General features: G+C 61.8%; 18 protein-coding genes. 13 read left to right on the top strand and 5 right to left on the bottom strand.

Features of this window, described 5'->3' with window-relative positions; translation table 11 throughout:
- Positions 1–221: 221 nt before the first annotated feature.
- Positions 222–1496 (bottom strand): glucarate dehydratase family protein, encoded by a 1275-nt coding sequence (locus tag ACWNZ1_RS07885; RefSeq protein ID WP_265073079.1) that lies wholly within the window; start codon positions 1494–1496, stop codon positions 222–224.
- On the bottom strand, positions 1493–2890 hold the full coding sequence (locus ACWNZ1_RS07880; RefSeq protein ID WP_135845335.1) for an MFS transporter: 1398 nt from the start codon (positions 2888–2890) through the stop codon (positions 1493–1495). Before ACWNZ1_RS07880 ends, ACWNZ1_RS07885 begins: the two co-directional genes overlap by 4 nt.
- Positions 2891–2997: 107 nt before the next feature.
- Between ACWNZ1_RS07880 and ACWNZ1_RS07875 the strand changes: the two genes are divergently transcribed.
- Complete coding sequence (locus tag ACWNZ1_RS07875; RefSeq protein ID WP_135845334.1) at positions 2998–3894, top strand: LysR substrate-binding domain-containing protein; 897 nt, start codon at positions 2998–3000, stop codon at positions 3892–3894.
- Between the two features lie 216 nt (positions 3895–4110).
- Positions 4111–4545 carry a nuclear transport factor 2 family protein gene (locus ACWNZ1_RS07870; RefSeq protein ID WP_135845333.1) on the top strand — a complete coding sequence of 145 codons (435 nt, stop codon included), beginning with the start codon at positions 4111–4113 and terminating at the stop codon, positions 4543–4545.
- A gap of 108 nt (positions 4546–4653) precedes the next feature.
- On the opposite strand, the gene ACWNZ1_RS07865 is transcribed toward ACWNZ1_RS07870, so the two are convergent.
- Positions 4654–5577, bottom strand: coding sequence for a LysR substrate-binding domain-containing protein (locus ACWNZ1_RS07865; RefSeq protein ID WP_456027545.1), 924 nt, complete (start codon positions 5575–5577; stop codon positions 4654–4656).
- 127 nt (positions 5578–5704) lie between these two features.
- Between ACWNZ1_RS07865 and ACWNZ1_RS07860 the strand changes: the two genes are divergently transcribed.
- Positions 5705–5911, top strand: a complete 207-nt coding sequence (locus ACWNZ1_RS07860; protein ID WP_135845331.1) for a tautomerase family protein — start codon at positions 5705–5707, stop codon at positions 5909–5911.
- Between the two features lie 218 nt (positions 5912–6129).
- Complete coding sequence (locus ACWNZ1_RS07855) at positions 6130–6864, top strand: SDR family NAD(P)-dependent oxidoreductase (RefSeq protein ID WP_256452824.1); 735 nt, start codon at positions 6130–6132, stop codon at positions 6862–6864.
- 52 nt (positions 6865–6916) lie between these two features.
- Here ACWNZ1_RS07855 and ACWNZ1_RS07850 read toward each other — a convergent pair whose 3' ends face one another.
- Together ACWNZ1_RS07850 and ACWNZ1_RS07845 are read right to left on the bottom strand one after the other, a co-directional pair.
- The gene (locus tag ACWNZ1_RS07850) at positions 6917–9058 is read right to left on the bottom strand and encodes a TonB-dependent siderophore receptor (RefSeq protein WP_456027544.1); all 2142 of its coding nucleotides are present in this window, start codon (positions 9056–9058) and stop codon (positions 6917–6919) included.
- 261 nt (positions 9059–9319) lie between these two features.
- Positions 9320–10708, bottom strand: coding sequence for an aminotransferase-like domain-containing protein (locus ACWNZ1_RS07845; protein WP_265073077.1), 1389 nt, complete (start codon positions 10706–10708; stop codon positions 9320–9322).
- A gap of 133 nt (positions 10709–10841) precedes the next feature.
- On the opposite strand from ACWNZ1_RS07845, the gene ACWNZ1_RS07840 reads away from it, so the two are divergent.
- From ACWNZ1_RS07840 to ACWNZ1_RS07800, 9 genes are all read left to right on the top strand, one after another.
- Positions 10842–12008 (top strand): MFS transporter, encoded by a 1167-nt coding sequence (locus tag ACWNZ1_RS07840; RefSeq protein ID WP_256452822.1) that lies wholly within the window; start codon positions 10842–10844, stop codon positions 12006–12008.
- A 107-nt stretch (positions 12009–12115) separates the two neighbouring features.
- Complete coding sequence (locus ACWNZ1_RS07835; protein WP_256452821.1) at positions 12116–12787, top strand: GntR family transcriptional regulator; 672 nt, start codon at positions 12116–12118, stop codon at positions 12785–12787.
- Between the two features lie 131 nt (positions 12788–12918).
- Positions 12919–13839, top strand: coding sequence for a hypothetical protein (locus ACWNZ1_RS07830; protein WP_265073076.1), 921 nt, complete (start codon positions 12919–12921; stop codon positions 13837–13839).
- Positions 13840–13964: 125 nt separating this feature from the next.
- On the top strand, positions 13965–14897 hold the full coding sequence (locus ACWNZ1_RS07825; RefSeq protein WP_135845325.1) for a 4-hydroxyproline epimerase: 933 nt from the start codon (positions 13965–13967) through the stop codon (positions 14895–14897).
- On the top strand, positions 14894–16009 hold the full coding sequence (locus ACWNZ1_RS07820) for an NAD(P)/FAD-dependent oxidoreductase (RefSeq protein WP_256452819.1): 1116 nt from the start codon (positions 14894–14896) through the stop codon (positions 16007–16009). Before ACWNZ1_RS07825 ends, ACWNZ1_RS07820 begins: the two co-directional genes overlap by 4 nt.
- On the top strand, positions 16002–16238 hold the full coding sequence (locus ACWNZ1_RS07815; protein ID WP_135845323.1) for a 2Fe-2S iron-sulfur cluster-binding protein: 237 nt from the start codon (positions 16002–16004) through the stop codon (positions 16236–16238). The genes ACWNZ1_RS07820 and ACWNZ1_RS07815 overlap by 8 nt, the downstream gene beginning before the upstream one ends.
- A complete protein-coding gene (locus ACWNZ1_RS07810) occupies positions 16235–17491 on the top strand; it encodes an NAD(P)/FAD-dependent oxidoreductase (protein ID WP_256452818.1) in 1257 nt (418 codons plus the stop codon). Before ACWNZ1_RS07815 ends, ACWNZ1_RS07810 begins: the two co-directional genes overlap by 4 nt.
- Positions 17492–17679: 188 nt before the next feature.
- Complete coding sequence (locus ACWNZ1_RS07805) at positions 17680–18429, top strand: AraC family transcriptional regulator (RefSeq protein WP_135845321.1); 750 nt, start codon at positions 17680–17682, stop codon at positions 18427–18429.
- A gap of 226 nt (positions 18430–18655) precedes the next feature.
- The gene (locus ACWNZ1_RS07800) at positions 18656–19474 is read left to right on the top strand and encodes an ABC transporter substrate-binding protein (protein WP_256452817.1); all 819 of its coding nucleotides are present in this window, start codon (positions 18656–18658) and stop codon (positions 19472–19474) included.
- The last annotated feature ends 6 nt before the right edge of the window (positions 19475–19480 follow it).

Genomic DNA, 19480 nt, shown 5'->3' with positions numbered 1-19480 from the left:
AGGCAATTGGCGGATGCTTTGGAGGCGCCGGCCCGGTGCGGCAGTTTGGGTGTAAGACTCTGATGGCGCCGGGCGCGAGACTTTGGGTGTGGGTCGCAGGGCGGCCTGGGAGGCACGCCGATGGTGTTACTGAATATTGGTTAACTGTGGCGAGGAGATTTATCCCCTCGCCACAGGAGCTTGTTCACGCTGGCCTGCGCAGCAGGCCCTCCGCCTAGGGTTCAAAACCTCGGCTTGACGGTTTTCCAGTCCGGCCGGTAGCGCTGCATCTGCCGCACATCATCACGCTGGCGGATGCCGCAACTGAGAAACTGGTCATGCAGCTTGCCCAGTTGATCCCGGTCCAGCTCCAAACCCAGACCCGGCGCACGGGTGATTTTCACACAGCCGTTGACGATCGGCAGCTTGCCCCCCTTGATCACCTCCTCATCCGGCTCCTGCCACGGGTAATGGGTGTCGCAGGCGTAGTCCAGGTTCGGCACCGCCGCCGCCACATGGGCCATGGCCATCAGGCTGATGCCCAGATGCGAGTTCGAGTGCATCGACACACCCAGACCAAAAGTGCCGCACATCTTCGCCAAGGCCTGGGTGTCCCGCAGGCCGCCCCAGTAATGATGGTCCGCCAGCACAATCTGCACGCTGTTCAGCGCGACGCTGCGACGAAACTCGTCGAAATCGGTGACCACCATGTTGGTCGCCAGCGGCAGGCCCGTACGTTTGTGCAGTTCGGCCATACCCTCCAGCCCCGGCGTCGGGTCTTCGTAATATTGCAGGTCATCGCCCAGCAGTTCAGCCATGCGAATGGAGGTTTCCAGGGACCAGTTGCCATTGGGGTCGATGCGCAACGGATAGCCGGGAAACGCCCGTTTCAGCGCTTTGATGCACGCCACTTCATGCTCCGGATCGAGGGCGCCGGCCTTGAGCTTGATGCTCTTGAAGCCATAGTCCTCGATCATCCGCCGGGCCTGGGCAACGATTTGCTGTTCGTTGAGCGCCTCGCCCCAACTGTCCGGTGGATACGGCGAATCGACGTGCTCGGCATACTTGAAAAACAGATACGCGCTGAACGGAATCTCATCGCGAATCGCGCCACCCAGCAGATCCACCAGCGGCACATTCAAGTAATGGGCCTGCAGGTCCAGGCAGGCCACCTCAAACGCCGAATAAGCATTGCTCACCGCCTTGCTCGCATGGGAGCCCGGCGCCAGTTCGGCCCCGGCGACGCTGGCCGGTTTATGGGCGGCCACGGTGGCCTGGACGATGGCCCGCAACTGATTGAGGTTGAACGGGTCCAGGCCGATCAACTGACTTTGTAGTTGCTGTTGGATCGCCAGGGCCGGGGCATCGCCGTAGCTCTCGCCGAGGCCGATGTAACCGTTGTCGCTCTCGATTTCGATGATCGAGCGCAACGCGTACGGCTCGTGGATACCGCTGGCGTTGAGCAACGGTGGATCGCGAAACGCAATGGGTGTGACAGTGACGCGTTTGATCTTCATACAGCGGCTCCCGATGGGCCAGGGTTCAAGGCTTGACGTGTCTGCGGCTGATCGACTTCAGTAACGGTTTCAGGCCGGCCGGACAGTGAGTCCGGGGTGTCGCGCTTCGGCGCGGTGCGGGCGAAAAAGATCACCACGGCGGCGACCAGCGAGGTGATGGCCAATCCATACAGGCCACCCTCGATGGAACCGGTGGTCTGCTCCAGGAAACCAAACGCCGTAGGCGCGACGAAGCCGCCAAGGTTGCCGATGGAGTTGATCAAGGCAATCACCGCCGCCGCGATGCGCGCATCCAGGTAACCCTGGGGAATCGGCCAGAACAACGCCGATGCCGCCTTGAAACCGATCGCCGCAAAACAGATCGCGACGAAGGCGAAAATCGGCCCGCCGGTGGTGGACATGAACATGCCGAACGCGGCGATCACCAGCGTCACCGCGACCCAGGCCTGCTGGAATTTCCATTTGCCGGCCAGGGCGGCGAAGCCGTACATCGCCACGATGGAAATGATCCATGGAATGGAGTTGAACAAGCCGACCTGAAAGTCCCCCAGGTTGCCCATTTTCTTGATCATGCTCGGCAGCCAGAACGTGGCGCCGTAGATAGTCAGGGCGATGGAGAAGTAGATGAAGCAGAACAGCGCGATCTGCCGGTCGGCCAGCAACTTGAACATCGACGGCTTGATCACCTGCGCGGCTTCCCGGGCCCGTTGCTCTTCGGCAATGGCGGCGATCAGCACGGTTTTCTCGTCGTCGGTCAACCATTTGGCCTGGCTCGGATGGGATTGCAGCCAGAACCAGACGAACCCGCACAACACGATGGAAGCAAAGCCCTCGATCAGGAACATCCACTGCCAACCGTGCAGGCCCAGCCCGCTGAGGTGCAGCAATGCGCCAGACACCGGGCCGGAGATCACCGAGGCGATGGCGGAACCGCTGAGGAAAATCGCCATGGCCTTGCCGCGTTCGTTAGCGGGCAGCCATTGGGTGAAGTAGTAGATGATGCCGGGGAAGAACCCCGCCTCCGCCGCGCCAAGGATGAAGCGCAGCACATAGAAGCTGGTTTCGCCGCGCACAAAGGCCATGGCCATCGCCGCTGCGCCCCAGGTGAACATGATGCGCGTCAGCCAGGCCCGGGCGCCGTAGCGTTGCAGCAGCATATTGGACGGTACTTCGAACAGCGCATAGCCGACGAAGAACAGCCCGGCACCTAGCCCGTAGGCGGCGGCGCCGATACCCAGGTCGGTTTCCAGGTGACTGCGCACGAAGCCGATGTTGACCCGGTCGATGTAGTTGACGATGAACATCACCACCACCAGCGGCAGTACATGACGTTTGACCTTGGCCGCCGCGAGCGCCAGGGTGCTGTCATGGGTGGAGTCCGTTACGTTATTCAAGGGTGCCTCCCGATCGTTGTTTTTGTGGGGAACGGGACGATGATGGACGTGGTGGATTGTTCCCGTCTAATCTAACTTGGCACTTGATTGATACCTGGATTGAATCAATGTTTGAACTGGCCCAGTTGCGCTGCTTCACCACGGTGGCGACCGAACTCAACTTCCGTCGCGCCGCCGAACGCCTGAACATGACCCAGCCACCGTTGAGCCGGCAGATCCAATTGCTGGAACACCACCTCGGTGTCGAACTGTTCACCCGCAGTACCCGCAGCGTGGCGCTCACCGCCGCCGGCCGGGCGTTTTTCATCGAGGCGCAAAACCTGTTGGAACAGGCGCAACAAGCTGCCGTAGCCGCCAAACGTTTTGCCCAAGGCGACATTGGCTCGGTCACCATCAGCTTCGTCGGCAGTGCGGTGTATGAGTTTTTACCCAAGGTGATTGCCGAGGCGCGGCTGAAACAGCCCCAAGTGAAGATCGTCCTGGCGGAAATGAACACCTACCAGCAACACGAAGCCCTGCGCGCCCGGCGCATCGACCTGGGGATCGTCCGTTCGCCACTCCTGGAAACCGGTTACGCCACCGAGTGCCTGGTGCGCGAACCCTTCGTCCTGGCGGTGCCTGCCGGACATCCGCTGGCCAATGCCAAGACCGTGGGCGTCCAGGACCTGGACGGTCAACCGTTCCTCATGTACTCCCATTCCGCCTACCCGCCCTTCAACGAACTGCTCACCGGCATGCTTCGCTCGGCCCGGGTCGCGCCACAATTCGTGCAATGGTTGGGGTCGTCGCTGACGATCCTGGCGCTGGTCAACGCTGGCATGGGCCTGGCACTGGTGCCGCGATGCGCCACCAGCGTGGTGTTCAAGCAGGTGGTGTTTCGCGAGATCGACCTGGGCGAAGGGGTGCAGAGCGAGCTGCACCTGGTGTGGCGCCAGGACAACGACAACCCGGCGTTCACCATGTTGCTGGAGGGGATTCGGGGGGCGGTTCGAGAGGGGTTGTGAAGGCCGCCAGCAAAGTTGTGACATGTGAAATCCGTGGCGAGGCAGCTTGCTCCCTCGCCACATTGCACAAGCCCCACCCTACCCCCTGGCTGGATTTTGCCAGTGGACCAACGACCTGCCTATTCCCGTCGCCCCAGACAAGTTGTACGATGACCGATGAGGGCAACGCAAAACCGCTCCTCCGTTCCCGATACCTACAAAAATAAGGAAATCCCCATGAAAAAAACCACACTGGTCATCAGCTTCCTGTGCCTGTTCAGCGGCTACGCAGCGGCAGCCACTTCATCGCCCGAGCAAGACGTGGCCCAGGCCGTCGAGCACCTGACCCAAGCCATGCTGCACAAAGACATCCCACAACTGCAGGCATTGGCCGCCGAAAACCTGACCTACGGGCACTCCAGCGGGAACATCCAGGACAAAAAAGCCTTCATCGCCGACATCGAAACCGGCAAGAGCGCGTTCAAGACCCTGGAAATGAAGAACCAGAAAATCACCCTGTCTGGCGATGTGGCGCTGGTGCGTAACCATTTCTCGGCGCAGGCGCTCAAGGGTACTGAAGTGGTTCCCACCGAAATCGAGAACTTCCAGATCTGGCAGAAGCAGAAAAATGGCAAGTGGTTGCTGATTGGTCGTCAGGCGTTTCGGTTCTGATATTAGGTTGACTCAGGTGTTTTCTGTGGCGAGCTTCTGCTGAGCGCTTCGCACTCAGGCGGGAGCAAGCTCCCTCGCCACAGGGAACGCCTTGGCCCGAAGTTATCGTCAGGCTCCCGCCCACTGTTCGCGATGCTGCAAGAGAAAATCCACGAAGGCCCGCACCCGCTGCGGCATGTAGCGGCCGTGGGGGTAGAGCAAGGTGAAAGGACGTGAGCGGCCCGCGAAGGGCTGCAGGACCTCTACCAGGCGACCGTCCGCCAGCTCCTGTTCGACGATGAATCTGTAGGTCTGGAACAACCCCGCGCCATGCTTGGCCAATGTCACCCCGCCCAGCACATCATCCGAACAGCAATAGCCACCCTGGCCGAATACCTCCCGCTCCTTGCCATCGACATCGAACAACCAGGAAATTCGCCGACCACTGCTGGGCAGTTCGAACTGGATGCACTCGTGATCGGCCAGGTCTTCAAGAACCTGTGGCGTGCCGGCCTTGTGCAGGTAGTCCGGTGCCGCGACTACCACCAGTTTCGCGTCTTCCAGCAACCGGGCGATCAAGGAAGAGTCCGGCTGGGCGCGCACCCGGATCGCCAGGTCATAACCCTCGGCCACGAAGTCGATGTTTCGATTGCTCAAGTGCAGGTCCACCGTCACTTGCGGGTACAACGCCCGAAAGGCCGGCAGCAAGGGCAGGATCCGGTGATGAGCGTACGTAGTGGGCAGGCTGATGCGCAGTAGCCCGGACGGCACTGATTGCGCGCCCATCATCTCCTGTTGCGCCTCGACCAACTGGGTCAACGCCTGCCGACACTGCTCAAAATAGGTCTTGCCGGCTTCGGTCAGGCGGATGCTGCGCGTAGTTCGCACAAAAAGGCGCGAGCCCAGGCGCTCCTCCAGGCGAAAGATCGAGCGGCTCACCGCCGCCGGGGTAACGCCCGCCGCCTGGGCCGCCGCGGTGAAACTGCCCGCCTCGGCCGCCAGGCAAAACAGCTCTATGCTGCCCAACTGCAAGTCTTCGAAATGCCGCTTCATGATTCATTACACCGCGTATCAACTGAAGATCCCAGGCGCCTGTTTATCAGCCGCGAGCGTATAAATATAGTGGCCCCAGCTGCGCGGGAAACATCCTGCGCTCATTTCCCACGAGCAGGAGTGCAACATGCCCTTCGTCAATGTACGTATTACCCGCGACGGCGTTACCCGCGAGCAGAAAGCCCAGGTGATTGCCGAAATCACCGAAACCCTCCAGCGCGTGCTGGGCAAGGACCCACACTTGACCCATATCGTGATCGAGGAGGTTGATACGGATAACTGGGGGTATGCGGGGATCACCACGACTGAGTATCGAAGTCTGCCCAAGGAATGACGTTCTAAACTTCCGAGCCCGGTCCGATTGACCGGGCTTTTTTGTGCCTGATGATGACTCCTGTGGGAGCGGGTGGTGAACATAAAAATTGATTACATGAGGTATCAACTCAAATACCAGAACCCCCATTTATCAACCCACAACACATCAATACCCTGATCTCAACCACCGCCCCCCAGGCGCAACGGTTTCCACTCAACGTGATCAGGAGTTCAATCATGAGCCTCAACAAAACCGTCATCATCACCGGCGCCTCCAGCGGCATCGGCCTTGGCTTGGTCAAGGCATTTCTCGATCATGGCTATAACGTGGTGGGCAACGCCCGTTCCCAATCTGGCCTGGACGATGCCGCCGGCCAACTCGGGCACCCGGCCAGCTTCATCGGCGTGGCCGGCGATGTCGCCGATCCGGCCACTTCCGCCACCCTCATTACCCAAGCCATCAAGGCGTTCGGTGCCGTGGACGGGCTGGTGAACAACGCGGGGTTCTTCCTGCCAAAACCCTTCGTCGAATACAGCCCCCAGGACCTGGACGCGCTGCTGGACACCAACCTCAAAGGGCTCGTCTACGCCAGCCAGGCTGCCGCCGCCCACATGATTGGCCGCCAGCAAGGTTTCATCATCAACATCTCCGCCGCTGTGGCCCTGCAACCGAACATCCAGGTGCCAGCGGCGTTGCCGGTGTTGATCAAGGGCGGCGTCAACCAGATGACCCGTGCCCTGGCACTGGAACTGTCACCCCACAACATCAAGGTCAACGCCGTCGCCCCCGGCATCATCGACACGCCGATGCATGATCCGGCGCACCGCGAGTTCCTCAACAACCTGGCCCCTGCCGGTCGGGTGGGCACCATCGAGGAAATTGCCGAGGCCGTGCTGTACCTGGCGGGCGCGGATTTTACCACCGGCGCGATATTGCCAGTGGATGGCGGGATGAGTACCGGCAAGTGGTAAAAAAGAAAAACCCCGGAGGCTGAGCCTGCGGGGTTTCCATGAAGCATTGGACTCAGAGCGTGTAGGAGATCCCGGCCTGCACCGTCCGCGGTGCGCCTGGATAGGCGTAGACGCCACCAAACGCGCCTTCTTCATAATCGGCGTCGAACAGGTTCTTCAGGTCCAGGTTGAGGCGAATCCGCTCGTTGACCTTGTAGTAGCCGAGCAGGTCGACGACGGTGTAGCTGTCCATGGTAAAGGCGTTGGCCGCCGTGTTGCCGGCCCGCTCGCCGACGTACTTGCCGCCCAGCCCCAGGCCCAGGCCTTTGAGACCGCCATCCTGGAACTCGTAGACGTTCAACAGGCTGAAGGTGTTCCGGGGCACGTTGAGCAGGCGGGTGCCGGTCGGGATATTAATGTCCTTGGTCACCTCGGCGTCCACATAGGCGTAGCCACCGATCATGCGCCATTGTGGCGTGAGGTTGCCCGCCACGTTCAGGTCAAAACCACGGCTGCGCACTTCGCCGGCGGCCACGTTGAATGTGGAATCCAGTGGGTCGGGCGTGAGCACGTTGCGCTTTTCGATCTGGTAGATCGCCGCGTCGACGCTCAACTGGCGATCCAGCGCTTCCCACTTGACGCCCATTTCGTAGGACTTGCCCTCCTCCGGCTTGAACCCGCCCCCTTGGAGGCTGGCACCGGTGTTGGGTTTGAAAGAGCGAGCGGTGTTGGCGTAGACCGCCACGGTGTCGGTCAGGTCGTAGATCACCCCCAGGCGCGGGGTGACGGCGCTGTCAGTGACATCCCAGTTCCTGCTGCCGGGCCGGACTTGAGGGACGAACGTCTCGTACTCATGCTCAAAACGCTCGAAACGCGCACCGGCCAGCAGTTTCAAGCGCTCCGTAAGCGCCACTTGATCCTGGACGAACACGCCGAACGTCTTGAGGTTTTCCTCATCATTGGTGGGCGTGCGCGTCAGCGCCGGACGCGGCTGGCCATACACTGGATCGAAGATATCGATCGGGTATGCACCGGCCCCGGCGGCGGAACGCTGGATGATGGACTTGTAGTCGTAGTCTTCGTACTCGATGCCGGTCAACAACGTGTGCTCGAACCCACCAGTGGAAAAATGCCCGGTGAGGTTCAACTGAGTGTCGTGGTCGGTCCATTCCAGTTTGCGGTAGTTGAAATTACGCCCCAGGGTGCGTCCATCGGCAGCGATGCCGTTGCCTTCCACCGCGTTGCCCTGCAACGTACCATCGAGCCACTGGGTGCCGCCGGCGAGGGTCCAGTCATCGTTGAGCATGTGTTCGAAACGCACTTGCAGCATGTTGTTGTCGTTGTGCAGTTTGCCGGCGTTTTTTTCGCCGAAAAACGTATCCCGCGACGCGGTGCCGCGCTGCCCGGGATAGTGCGTCAAGCCGCGGTCCAGCGGCGCATTGTTGCGCATGAAATCGCCTTCGAAGGTCAGGCGCGTGGTGTCGTTGACCTGCCAGGTGACCACCGGCGCGATGCCGTAACGCTCGGTCTCGACGTGGTCGCGGAACGTATCACCGCCCTCACCGATCACGTTCAGGCGATAGGCCAGGCTTCCTTGTTCATCCAGTGGGCCGGAGGCATCCAGCGTGCCACGGCGCATGCCCTGGTCGCTGACCTGGCTGCCCAAAGTCACCGTGCGCTCGGCCAAAGGTTGTTTGGACACCACGTTGAAGGTACCGCCCGGGTCGCCACGGCCGTACAGCATGGTCGCCGGCCCCCGCAGCACTTCCAGGCGCTCGATGGTGTTGGCGTCAGGCATGTTCGGGTAGCCACGGTTGATCGGGAAGCCATTGCGATAGAACTCCCCCGTGGTGAAGCCGCGCACGGTGAACGTGGTCAAACCCTGGCCGCCAAAGTTATTGCCCCGGCCTACCCCACCGGCGTAATCGAGGGCGTCTTGCAGGCGTGTGGCACCGAGGTCTTCGACCACGTCGCGGGACACCACGGAAATCGATTGCGGGGTTTCATGGATCGCGGTGTCGGTACGGGTTGCGCTGGCGGAACGGGTGGCGTGATAACCCTTCACTGGCCCCTGGGCTGTCTCATAGTCCGACTCGCCGACGATGTCCGTGGCTTGCAGTTCGAGGGTCGCCGGGTTGGCGGCGATGGGCTCCTCTGCCCAGGTGGGAATGGAGTAAGCCTGGAGCACACACAGTGATACAAGAATCCGACGCATCGATGCACAATCCTAATGAAAGAACATCGGCCACTTTGGGGGCCGACAAGAATGTGTCGCGAAAGATACATGAACTCATTCTTGTTTGATATATATTCCCATTAACGCTGTCATTTTTGCTGAGCCAATCTCCTGTGGGAGCGGGCTTGCTCGCGAAAGCGGGGTATCAGTCAATATCAATGGCGCCTGACACGACGCCTTCGCGAGCAAGCCCGCTCCCACAGTTGAAATCGCTGTCCCCCTAACCATCACCCGCAACGCTCACTGAAGCACAACCGACTCCTCCTCAACCCGCTGAAAGAACCTCTGCGCACGAATATCCTGGGTATAGGCCACGTTCAGCCGCAGCCAGTCACACGCCTCCCCCTCGGGCAGAAACGTCGAGCCCTGGGACAGTTGGACGTGCAGTTCCCGGGCAATCTGCTGCACTCGCGTTGCCTCCAGTCGCCGGGGCCTGGCCCAGATAAACAGGCCCCCCGTCGGTTCGGCAAAGACCTCCCAATGCGCCGGGTCCAGTTGGCGCAGCGTATTCGCCATCTGTTTATTCAGGCGCTGGCGCAAGCGTTGGATCAACTTGCGGTAAGCGCCGTTGGCCAATAACGTCGCCACCACGTTTTCGGCCAGCAGCGAGCAACCGATGCCGGTGATCATCTTGACCTCGGCCAGTCGATTGACGATTTCGGGCTGGGCAACCACATAACCGATGCGCAGCGAACTGGACAGCGTCTTGGAGAAACTCGCGAGGTAAATCACCCGGTCCAGGGCGTCGAGGGTCGCCAGGCGCGACGTCGGGCCGTTCTGGAAGTCGGCGTAGATGTCGTCCTCGATGAGCCGAAAGTCATGCAGCGTGGCCAGTTGCAGCAAACGATACGCCACGCTCGGCGCCAGGCTGGTACCGGTGGGGTTCTGGTACATGCTGTTGATGAAGAAATACGTGGGTTTGTGCTGGCTCAGGATTCGCTCCAGGCTGGCGATATCCGGTCCCTGGGCGGTCCTGGGTACCGCCAGGGTCTTGACCCCATGCAGTTGCAACAGATTGAACAGATTGTAATAACCGGGGCTCTCCACCAACACCAGGTCGCCGGGTTTGAGCAACGTCCGCACCAGCAGGTCAAGGCCATGACTGGCGCCTTGGGTGGTGAGAATCTGCCGCAGATCGGCGTGGATATCGATCAGGCCCAGGCGCTTCTGAATGTGCAGACGCAGCTGAGGGGAGCCCAGCGCGGTGCTGTAATTGAACAAGGCCTGGCTGTCGCTGCGCACCACCTGGCGGATGGCCTGGCCCAGGTCGGTATCGTCACGCCAGGCGTCGGGCAGCCAGCCACAGCCCAGCTTGAGTTGCGTCGATTGATTGTCGAATAACCGCCAGCGCGCATTGTCCGTTTCAATGTCTGGCACCGTGGGCTGGGACAACGGCTGCGCGACGAAGAAGCCCGACCCATGGCGCGACTCCAGCACCCCGACGGCCACCAGTTGGTCATAAGCCTTGATCACGCTCGACAGGCTCAGGTCATTTTCCTGGGCCAATTGACGGATGGAAGGCATGCGCGCGCCGGGGCGGATGCCATGGGACTCGATCCAACCCATGACGTGAGTTACCAGTTGCCGGATCAGCGGCTCAGCAGCATTGCGATCAATGTTCAGGTCCATGGCGCGCACTCTGCCCAAGTGTTCTTGAATTTCGAGCGAACAGTTAAGCACAAAAGGCCTTTGTCTGTTCCTTGTTTGCATTGTGCCCGGACGTGATAGTCCCCAAGGACTTCACACCCCTTAAGGAACACCCTTGAACACACAGCATCGACACGCGTGGGGACTGGCTTTCGGCCTTTGCCTGATCACCCTGGCGGTCAACCTGCAAGCACCGCTGTACACCACCTACGCGCAGTTGTCCGGCTACGGTGCCGGTGCCACGGCGGTAGCATTTTCCGCTTACGTGCTGGGCGTGTTGCCGGTCCTGCTGGCCTTCGGCGGGCTGGCCGACCGGGTGGGCCGCAGGCCGTTGATCCTGATCGCGCTGGCTCTGTCGATGCTGGCAACCGTGGTGACATTGCTCTGGCCGAGCCTGGTGGCGCTGGGTGTGGCGCGCTTGATGATGGGCGTCGGCACCGGGTTGGCCTCGGCGACGGCGACCGCTTATATGACAGAGCTGATGGCCTCCCGGGATGCCCGTTCACCGGCCAACCGGGTCACCGCCAGCACCTCCCTGGGATTTGGCCTGGGCGCCGCATTGACCAGTCTGTTCCTGTTCGCCCACCACAGCGTCACACCCGGCAGTTTCTGGCTGCAACTGCTGCTGGCCGGCATCGCGCTTGTCGTGGTGTGGCGGTTACCGGACCCTGCCGTAAAAATCAAAAACGCACCGCTGTTGCGCCTACCGTTGTTTCCCGCCGGCAGCCTGCCCTATAGCTTTTCCATGCTGCTGGCCTGGGCGACCTCCGGCCTGGTCATCGCTATCCTGCCTTCGGTGCTTGCCACCCACGACCTGCAGCGCTGGTCCGGCCTGTCGACCTTCACCGTGATCAGTTGCGGGCTGCTCTTTCAACCTTGGGTGCGCCGCATGCAACCGGCCAGGGCCACTGGCTTGGGGCTGTTGATCCTGCCCTTGAGCTACGCGTTGCTGGCCTGGGGCGCGAGTGTTGGTTCCCTGGCCGCTGTTCTACTCGGGGCACTGGGCGCCAGCAGTGCGTGTTATGGCTTTCTGTACCTGGGTGGATTATCCGCCGTCACGGCCATGGCCGGCGCGGAAAAGGCGCGGGTCAGCGCCGGTTTTTTCCTGTTTGCCTATGTCGGCTTCAGCATCCCGGTGGTGGTGACCGGTTTGTTGGCGGATTATTTCGGTGCCGACGTGGCGTTGATCTTGTTCGGCCTAGTGTTGACAGCCGGGGCGTGTGTTACGGGATTGATCATCGTCCGGACGCAGGCCTACGCCACCCAGCTGTCCCACGGTTGAACACAAAACCTTTGGACAGCGCGCCACAGGTGGAGGCCCGGACAGCTCGACTTGCCCCTGGCAAAGTCGTATACCATATCCCCATCTCAGCCGAACGACCCGCCGCCGTGACCTTATCCAAGTTCAATCTACCTGACCTGGGCAACACCCCCTCCACTTCGGAAATCATCACCCGGCACCTGCGCGATGCCATCGTCGCCGGGCATTTTGCCGAGGACGAGCCGATTCGCCAGGACGACATCGCCCGTCAGTTCAACGTCAGCAAGATCCCCGTGCGTGAGGCCCTCAAGCGCCTGGAGGCCGAGGGCCTGGTGATGTTCCAGCGCAATCGCGGGGCGATGGTCACGCGCATTTCCGAGGCGGAGTTGGCGCAGATGTTTGAAGTGCGGATGCTGCTGGAGGACAAGGTGCTGCGCCTGGCGATTCCCAACATGACCGAAGAAACCTTCGCCCGCGCCGAGAGCATCTGCCAGGAGTTCATCGGTGAGGACGACGTAGGACGCTGGGCTGAACTGAACTGGCAATTGCATGCCTGCCTCTATGAGCCGGCGCAACGACCCTTCCTGGTGAGTTTGATCCGTTCGGTCCATGACAAGCTGGAGCGCTACTTGCGCATGCAAATGAGCCTTTCGGCTGGCAAGGAGCGCGCCGACCACGAGCACCGGGAAATCCTCGACGCCTGCCGCGCCGGTGATGTCGAACGGGCGGTGAAGCTGCTGGATGAACACATCGCCGGGGTCTGCAAGACGCTGTTCGAGTTCCTGCCTTCCAGCCATTGAGCCTGCCCGAAATATCGAGTCGATGATCGACTCGGTATTTCTTGAGGACCTATACATATGTACCGCAGCGACTGTCCGACGTCGCTCTAGAATCAGGTGCCTTGGTTATCTGAAACAGACACTTGCTTTCCATGACACATCCATTCGACACCTTCATCGACACCCTTTCTGTGACGGCCTCCATAAAGAATCAAAACTGGGCGGGCACGGACGACAGCATCTATATATCGATGGGCCCCTTGGGTCAGATGCAGTTGTTCTGTGAAGCGCCCAGAGTGGGGCAAGTTATCCACGTGGATATCGACATTACCCGGATGTTCGGCCGACCACGTATTTCACTCATGGAAATTGACGGACTGGTCCTCTACCAGGTGCCCGTCGCACACCCGATCGCTTCTGATGACTGGGCGTTGGAATCGGTGCTGATCAAAGCCAATGACATCTACACCAATACCTCATTCAAACAGATCAACAAATGGCTCAGAAACTCATCCGCGCACTTGCAATTCGTATGGTCAGGCCATGTTCACTTCGCCGACTGGAAAAATTCCGACCACAGATCCATCGATCTCAACGCCCAGACCTATCCGATCAGGTGGATGCCCTTTATCGGTGACCTGATGCATTGGCGCTGTTATGACCCGTCGAAAATAGACGGCGTAGGTCAGTTGGTCGGGATGTGGGACGGCAAGTTGATCGGCAATCAACTGAAAACACACACCAGTGAGCTGCTGTCCCCCAACGACCAGTCCAACAGCTACACATGGGTCTATACACCGGAACACGCCATTATTTATAAGCGCTGGGAACATAGCGACCGGGCCAACTATGTAAGGCATAGCCAGCTCGGCAGTGGCAGGCCGGTCATGTGTGCCGGGGAGTTCAGGGTCACCGAACATCGTATGGACCATGTGCTTGCCATGGTCAACGATGCTTCCGGGCACTACCAGCCCGACGGTGGCGCTTGCCTGCGGTATGTGGCCGAGAAGTTCGAGGCCTTGGGGATCAATACCGAGCATATCGAATGGCGATGGCGCAACGCTGACGCCTGACCAGGCTCACCTGGCTGTTGCCGCACTGTGCCGATTTCGTCATCAGCGCCAGATAAATCCATCAAGCCGTCGCCCCCCGGCGCGGGCCACGCTTGCCGTCACTCATCTGAACGGACGTGGCCCCCATGAAACGCATCACCGTGATCGACTCCCACACCGGCGGCGAGCCGACCCGATTGGTCACCGACGGTTTTCCCGACCTGGGTCAAGGCAGCATGGCCGAGCGCCGGCAGCGCCTGGCCGAGCAACACGATGCCTGGCGCACGGCCTGCGTGCTGGAACCCCGCGGCAGTGATGTGCTGGTGGGCGCGCTGCTCTGTGAACCGGTGGACCCACGTGCCTGTGCCGGGGTGATCTTCTTCAACAACAGCGGCTATCTGGGCATGTGCGGTCACGGCACCATCGGCCTGGTAGCGTCGCTGGCCCATCTGGGGCGGATCGGTCCCGGCGTGCACAGCATCGAAACCCCTGTGGGCACGGTACAAGCCACCTTGCACGACGATCACTCGGTCAGCGTGCGCAACGTGCCGGCCTACCGGTACCGCAAGGCTCTGGAACTGGAGGTGCCGGGCATCGGCAAGGTGGTGGGTGATGTGGCCTGGGGTGGCAACTGGTTTTTCCTGATCGCCGACCACGGCCAGCGCGTGGCCGGCGATAACCTCGACACATTGACCGCCTATACCTACGCCGTGCAGCAAGCCTTGGAGCAGCAGGGTTTTCGCGGCGAGGACGGCGGCCTGATCGACCACATCGAACTGTTCGCCGACGACCCGCACGCTGACAGCCGCAACTTCGTGCTCTGCCCCGGCAAGGCCTATGACCGCTCCCCTTGCGGCACCGGCACCAGTGCCAAACTGGCCTGCCTGGCCGCCGATGGAAAACTGCAACCCGGGCAGATCTGGCGCCAGGCCAGTGTCATTGGCAGCGAGTTCGAGGGTTCCTATGAACGCTCGGGCGAACGCATCGTGCCGACGATCCGTGGTCGAGCCTACATCAGCGCCGAAACCACGCTGATCATCGACGCGGATGACCCGTTCGCCTGGGGTATCCGTTCGTGAGCGAGGGCCAGGTCGCCGACGTGATCATCATCGGCGCCGGTATCATTGGCGCTGCCTGTGCCCGGGCATTGGCCCAACGCGGCTTGCAAGTGCTGGTGCTGGACGCCGGTTGGCACGGCGCAACGGCGGCCGGCATGGGCCATCTGCTGGTACTGGATGACAACCCGGCGGAACTGGCCCTCAGTCAATATTCGCTGCAACGCTGGCGCGAACTGGCCCCGGCCCTGCCAGAGGCCTGCGCCTGGCGCAACAACGGCACCCTGTGGCTGGCGGCCGATGCCGAGGAAATGGCCGTGGCCCACAGCAAATACCTGAACCTGCTGGCCCATGGCGAAGCCTGCGAATTGCTCGGCCGCACCGCTCTGCACCAGCGTGAACCCGAGCTGCGCGAAGGCTTGGAAGGCGGCCTGCTGATCAAGGGTGACGGCATCCTCTACGCCCCGGCTGCCGCCCGCTGGATGCTGGACGCGCCCAACATTCGCCAGCAGCGCGCCCGGGTCAGCGAAGTCGATGGCCACCGCGTGCGCCTTGACGACGGTCGCTGGTTGAGCGCCGAAGCGGTGGTCCTGGCCAATGGCATCCAGGCCACGGAGCTGTGCCCGGAGCTGCCCATCGAAGCGAAAAAAGGACACCTGCTGATCACTGATCGCTACCCCGCCACCATCACCCATACGCTGGTGGAACTGGGCTATGTCACCAGCGCCCACAACGCCAGCGGGCCATCGGTGGCGTGCAATATCCAGCCGCGCCCGACCGGACAAGTGTTCATCGGCGCCTCGCGGCAGTTCGGCACCGTTGACCCGCAGGTGGAAGGCTGGATGTTGGCAAAGATGCTCAAGCGGGCCGTCGAATACATGCCGGGGCTGGCGCAGCTCAATGGCATTCGTGCCTGGACCGGTTTTCGTGCGGCCAGCCCCGACGGCCTGCCGTTGGTGGGCCAACATCCGCAACGTCAGGGACTATGGCTGGCGGTGGGTCACGAAGGTCTGGGGGTCACAACGGCCCCCGCGACCGCCGATCTGCTGGCCGCGCAGTTGTTCAACGAAACGCCGCCACTTGCCGCTCAACCTTACCTGCCACAGCGATTCCTGGGAGAACCGGTCTATGCCTGATCTATTCCTCGACGGCTGCCCGCTGTCGGTCGCCAACGGCACCAGCGTCGCGGCGGCATTGGCGTTGGCCGCGGACGGTTGCAGCCGCACCTCGGTCAGCGGCCAGCGCCGCGCGCCGTTGTGCGGCATGGGCATCTGCCAGGAATGCCGGGTGACGATCGACGGCCATCGACGCCTGGCCTGTCAGACGTTGTGCCGCGATGGCATGCAAGTGCAGACCCGACCATGAACGAAACCACCGACCTGCTGATCATCGGCGCCGGCCCCGCCGGCATGGCGGCCGCCCTGGCGGCAGCAAGCAGCGGCGCGCACATTGTGCTGCTGGACGACAATCCGCTGCCGGGCGGGCAGATCTGGCGCGACGGCCCCCAGGCCAACCTGCCCACCGAGGCACGACGCCTGCGAGAGCAGTTGCATGCCTGCGCTAACGTCCGCTGCCACACCGGCACCCGGGTGATCGCCTGCGCCGCCGATAAAACCCTGTTGGTGGAAGATGCCGAGCGCGGCTGGCAGATCACTTACGAACGCTTGATCCTCTGCACCGGCGCCCGGGAATTGCTGCTGCCCTTCCCCGGCTGGACACTGCCCGGTGTGACCGGTGCTGGCGGCTTGCAAGCCTTGATCAAGGGCGGCCTGCCGGTGTGTGGCGAACGGCTGGTGATCGCCGGCAGCGGACCTCTGCTGCTGGCCAGCGCCGCCACGGCGAAACATCAGGGTGCGCAGGTGCTGCGGATCGCCGAGCAGGCCAGCCGCGCCGCCGTGGCTGGTTTCGCCGCGCAGTTGCCACGCTGGCCGGGCAAGCTCTTCCAATCGATCAGTTTGTTCGACCACCACTATCGCACTGGCTCTTACGTGTTGGAGGCTTTGGGTCGGGAGCGGCTCGAAGGCGTGCGCCTGCTGCAACAGGGCAAGACGATTGAACTGGCCTGCGACCGACTGGCCTGTGGCTTCGGACTCATTGCCAACACCCAACTCGGTCAGGCTCTGGGCTGCGCACTGGCAGGCCAGGCGCTGGCCGTTGACGCCTGGCAAGCCACCACCCGCGTCGGACATTACGCCGCCGGTGAATGCAGCGGTTTTGGCGGCAGCGAACTGGCCCTGGTGGAAGGTGCCATCGCCGGCCACGCCGCCGTCGGCAATACTGCGGCGGCCCAGCGCCTGTGGCCCCGCCGCGCACGCTGGCAGGGTTTCGCCCGGGCATTGAACAAGGCGTTTGCCCTCGACGCCCGACTCAAGACCCTGGCCCGCGCCGACACCCTGGTCTGTCGCTGCGAAGACGTGCCGTATGGCGAACTGGCCGGCCAGGAAAACTGGCGCGAAGCGAAGTTGGCGAGCCGTTGCGGCATGGGCGCGTGCCAGGGCCGGGTGTGCGGCGCCGCGCTGGAACATCTGTTCGGCTGGACACCTCCCACCCCGCGCCCGCCGTTCAGCCCGGCGCGAATCGATACCTTGCTGCATCTGGAACAAACCCCACCCACTTGAGCTCACGCCAGATCCTTCTGTAGGAGCGGGCTTGCTCGCGAATGCGTCGGCACATCCAGCATCGATGCAAGCTGACCCACCGCTTTCGCAAGCAAGCCCGCTCCCACAGTGGACCACGTCGGGCCTGGACTTCCTGCCTCGATGACTTTGCCCCTATGATCTGTGCGTCCCCTCAGAAACCTGGCGCCATGTACCCCACGCTCACCTCTTTCGCACCCTGCGACCTCGACACCCTGCTGCGCAGCCTGCAACCCATCGCGCCGCTGCTGGACACCCTGTCGGACGTGGTGTTTTTCATCAAGGACAAGCAAGCCCGCTACGCCTTCGTCAATCAGACCCTGGCCCGGCGCTGCGGCTTCAAGCACTGCGCCGACTTGCTCGGCCTCACCGCCGAACAGGTGTTCCCCGAACGCTTCGGCCCGTTGTACACCGAACAGGATCGCCGGGTGCTGGCCAGCGGCCGGGAGTTGGCCGACCAGCTAGAGCTGCATCTGTATTACGGCAATCAACCCGTGTGGTGCCTGACCCACAAACTGGCCCTACACGACCCCAATGGTCAGATCGTCGGCCTCGCTGGCATTTCCCGTGACCTGCAATTGCCCCAGTCGGGCCACCCAGCCTTCCAGAAACTGGCGGCGGTGGATGCTCATATCAAAAGCCACTTCGCCCGCCCCATCAGCCTGGCCGAACTGACGGCCATCGCCGGGTTGTCGGTGGCGCAGTTGGAGCGGCACTGCAAGCGCATTTTCCAGCTCACGCCCCGGCAGATGATTCACAAGGCACGCTTGGAGGAGGCCTCCCGGCTGTTACTGGACCAGGACCTGCCGATCACCGAAATCGCCTTGCGCTGTGGTTACACCGACCACAGTGCCTTCAGTCGCCAGTTTCGGGCCCTGACCAGTCTGTCACCCAGCCAGTATCGTGAGAATCAACGCTGATCCCTAAAGGGGCGTCGAGCCCCGCGGCTGCTCCCATCTGTAACACCCTGAGCCAACGTTTCCCGCGGCCCTGAACGTTACCGTTTTGCAGGGACGCCTCTATCTCAGTCCTGCAGCAACGTTCCCATGAGAAAACAGCAAACAGGCACGTCGATTGCTTATTCAATATCGTATACGAAATCCTCAATACGATATTTCACCGCATTTATTCGACAGCGAGGCATTTATGAAAAACCCTGCATTGGCCGTAGCCCTCAGCGTTGTCCTCACCCCGCTTTTCATTACCCCCGCCCACGCCGACAAACTCGATGACATCATCGGTTCCGGCAAACTGCGTTGCGCCGTGACCCTGGACTTCCCACCCATGGGCTTCCGCGATGGAAGTAACAAACCGGCGGGATTCGACGTGGACTACTGCAACGATCTGGCGAAGGTCCTCGGTGTGGACGCCGAAGTGGTGGAAACCCCTTTCTCTGACCGAATCCCCGCGCTGCTGTCCGGCCGCGCCGATGTCATCGTCGCCTCCACCTCCGACACCTTGGAGCGAGCCAAGACCGTCGGCCTGACCGTGCCCTACTTCGCCTTCCAAATGGTCGTGCTGACCCGCGACGACACTGGCATCAACAGCTACGCCGACCTCAAGGGCAAGAAACTCGGAAACACCAGCAGCACCTACGAAGCCATCGCCCTGGAGAAGGACCAGAAGAGCTGGGGCAGCGGCAGTTTCCGCGCCTACCAGTCGCAGAACGACACCCTGCTGGCGGTCGCCCAAGGGCACATCGACGCGACCGTGGTCACCAACACCGTGGCGGCCGCGACCATCAAGTCGGGCAAGTACAAGGGCCTGAAGATCGCCGGAGATGCGCCCTATGTCATCGACTACGTGTCCCTGGGTGCCAAGCGCAGTGAGTACGGCCTGCTCAACTACCTCAACCTGTTCGTCAACCAGCAAGTGCGCACTGGGCGGTACAAGGAGCTGTTCGTCAAATGGGTCGGCACCGACATCCCGCCGGCCAACCTGACTGTTCCCCAGGTCTACTATTGAGGATCG

The sequence above is a fragment of the Pseudomonas sp. CFBP 5748 genome (assembly GCF_053850495.1).
Note: the sequence above shows the minus strand (reverse complement) of the source record. Positions and strands in the feature narration are given on the sequence as shown.

What these genes read in the sequence shown, in the direction of transcription:
- ACWNZ1_RS07885 (WP_265073079.1), bottom strand. Translation starts at nt 1,496, where the DNA reads ATGAAGATCAAACGCGTCACTGTCACACCCATTGCGTTTCGCGATCCA.
- ACWNZ1_RS07875 (WP_135845334.1), top strand. Translation starts at nt 2,998, where the DNA reads ATGTTTGAACTGGCCCAGTTGCGCTGCTTCACCACGGTGGCGACCGAA.
- ACWNZ1_RS07870 (WP_135845333.1), top strand. Translation starts at nt 4,111, where the DNA reads ATGAAAAAAACCACACTGGTCATCAGCTTCCTGTGCCTGTTCAGCGGC.
- ACWNZ1_RS07865 (WP_456027545.1), bottom strand. Translation starts at nt 5,577, where the DNA reads ATGAAGCGGCATTTCGAAGACTTGCAGTTGGGCAGCATAGAGCTGTTT.
- ACWNZ1_RS07860 (WP_135845331.1), top strand. Translation starts at nt 5,705, where the DNA reads ATGCCCTTCGTCAATGTACGTATTACCCGCGACGGCGTTACCCGCGAG.
- ACWNZ1_RS07855 (WP_256452824.1), top strand. Translation starts at nt 6,130, where the DNA reads ATGAGCCTCAACAAAACCGTCATCATCACCGGCGCCTCCAGCGGCATC.
- ACWNZ1_RS07850 (WP_456027544.1), bottom strand. Translation starts at nt 9,058, where the DNA reads ATGCGTCGGATTCTTGTATCACTGTGTGTGCTCCAGGCTTACTCCATT.
- ACWNZ1_RS07845 (WP_265073077.1), bottom strand. Translation starts at nt 10,708, where the DNA reads ATGGACCTGAACATTGATCGCAATGCTGCTGAGCCGCTGATCCGGCAA.
- ACWNZ1_RS07830 (WP_265073076.1), top strand. Translation starts at nt 12,919, where the DNA reads ATGACACATCCATTCGACACCTTCATCGACACCCTTTCTGTGACGGCC.
- ACWNZ1_RS07825 (WP_135845325.1), top strand. Translation starts at nt 13,965, where the DNA reads ATGAAACGCATCACCGTGATCGACTCCCACACCGGCGGCGAGCCGACC.
- ACWNZ1_RS07815 (WP_135845323.1), top strand. Translation starts at nt 16,002, where the DNA reads ATGCCTGATCTATTCCTCGACGGCTGCCCGCTGTCGGTCGCCAACGGC.
- ACWNZ1_RS07810 (WP_256452818.1), top strand. Translation starts at nt 16,235, where the DNA reads ATGAACGAAACCACCGACCTGCTGATCATCGGCGCCGGCCCCGCCGGC.
- ACWNZ1_RS07805 (WP_135845321.1), top strand. Translation starts at nt 17,680, where the DNA reads ATGTACCCCACGCTCACCTCTTTCGCACCCTGCGACCTCGACACCCTG.
- ACWNZ1_RS07800 (WP_256452817.1), top strand. Translation starts at nt 18,656, where the DNA reads ATGAAAAACCCTGCATTGGCCGTAGCCCTCAGCGTTGTCCTCACCCCG.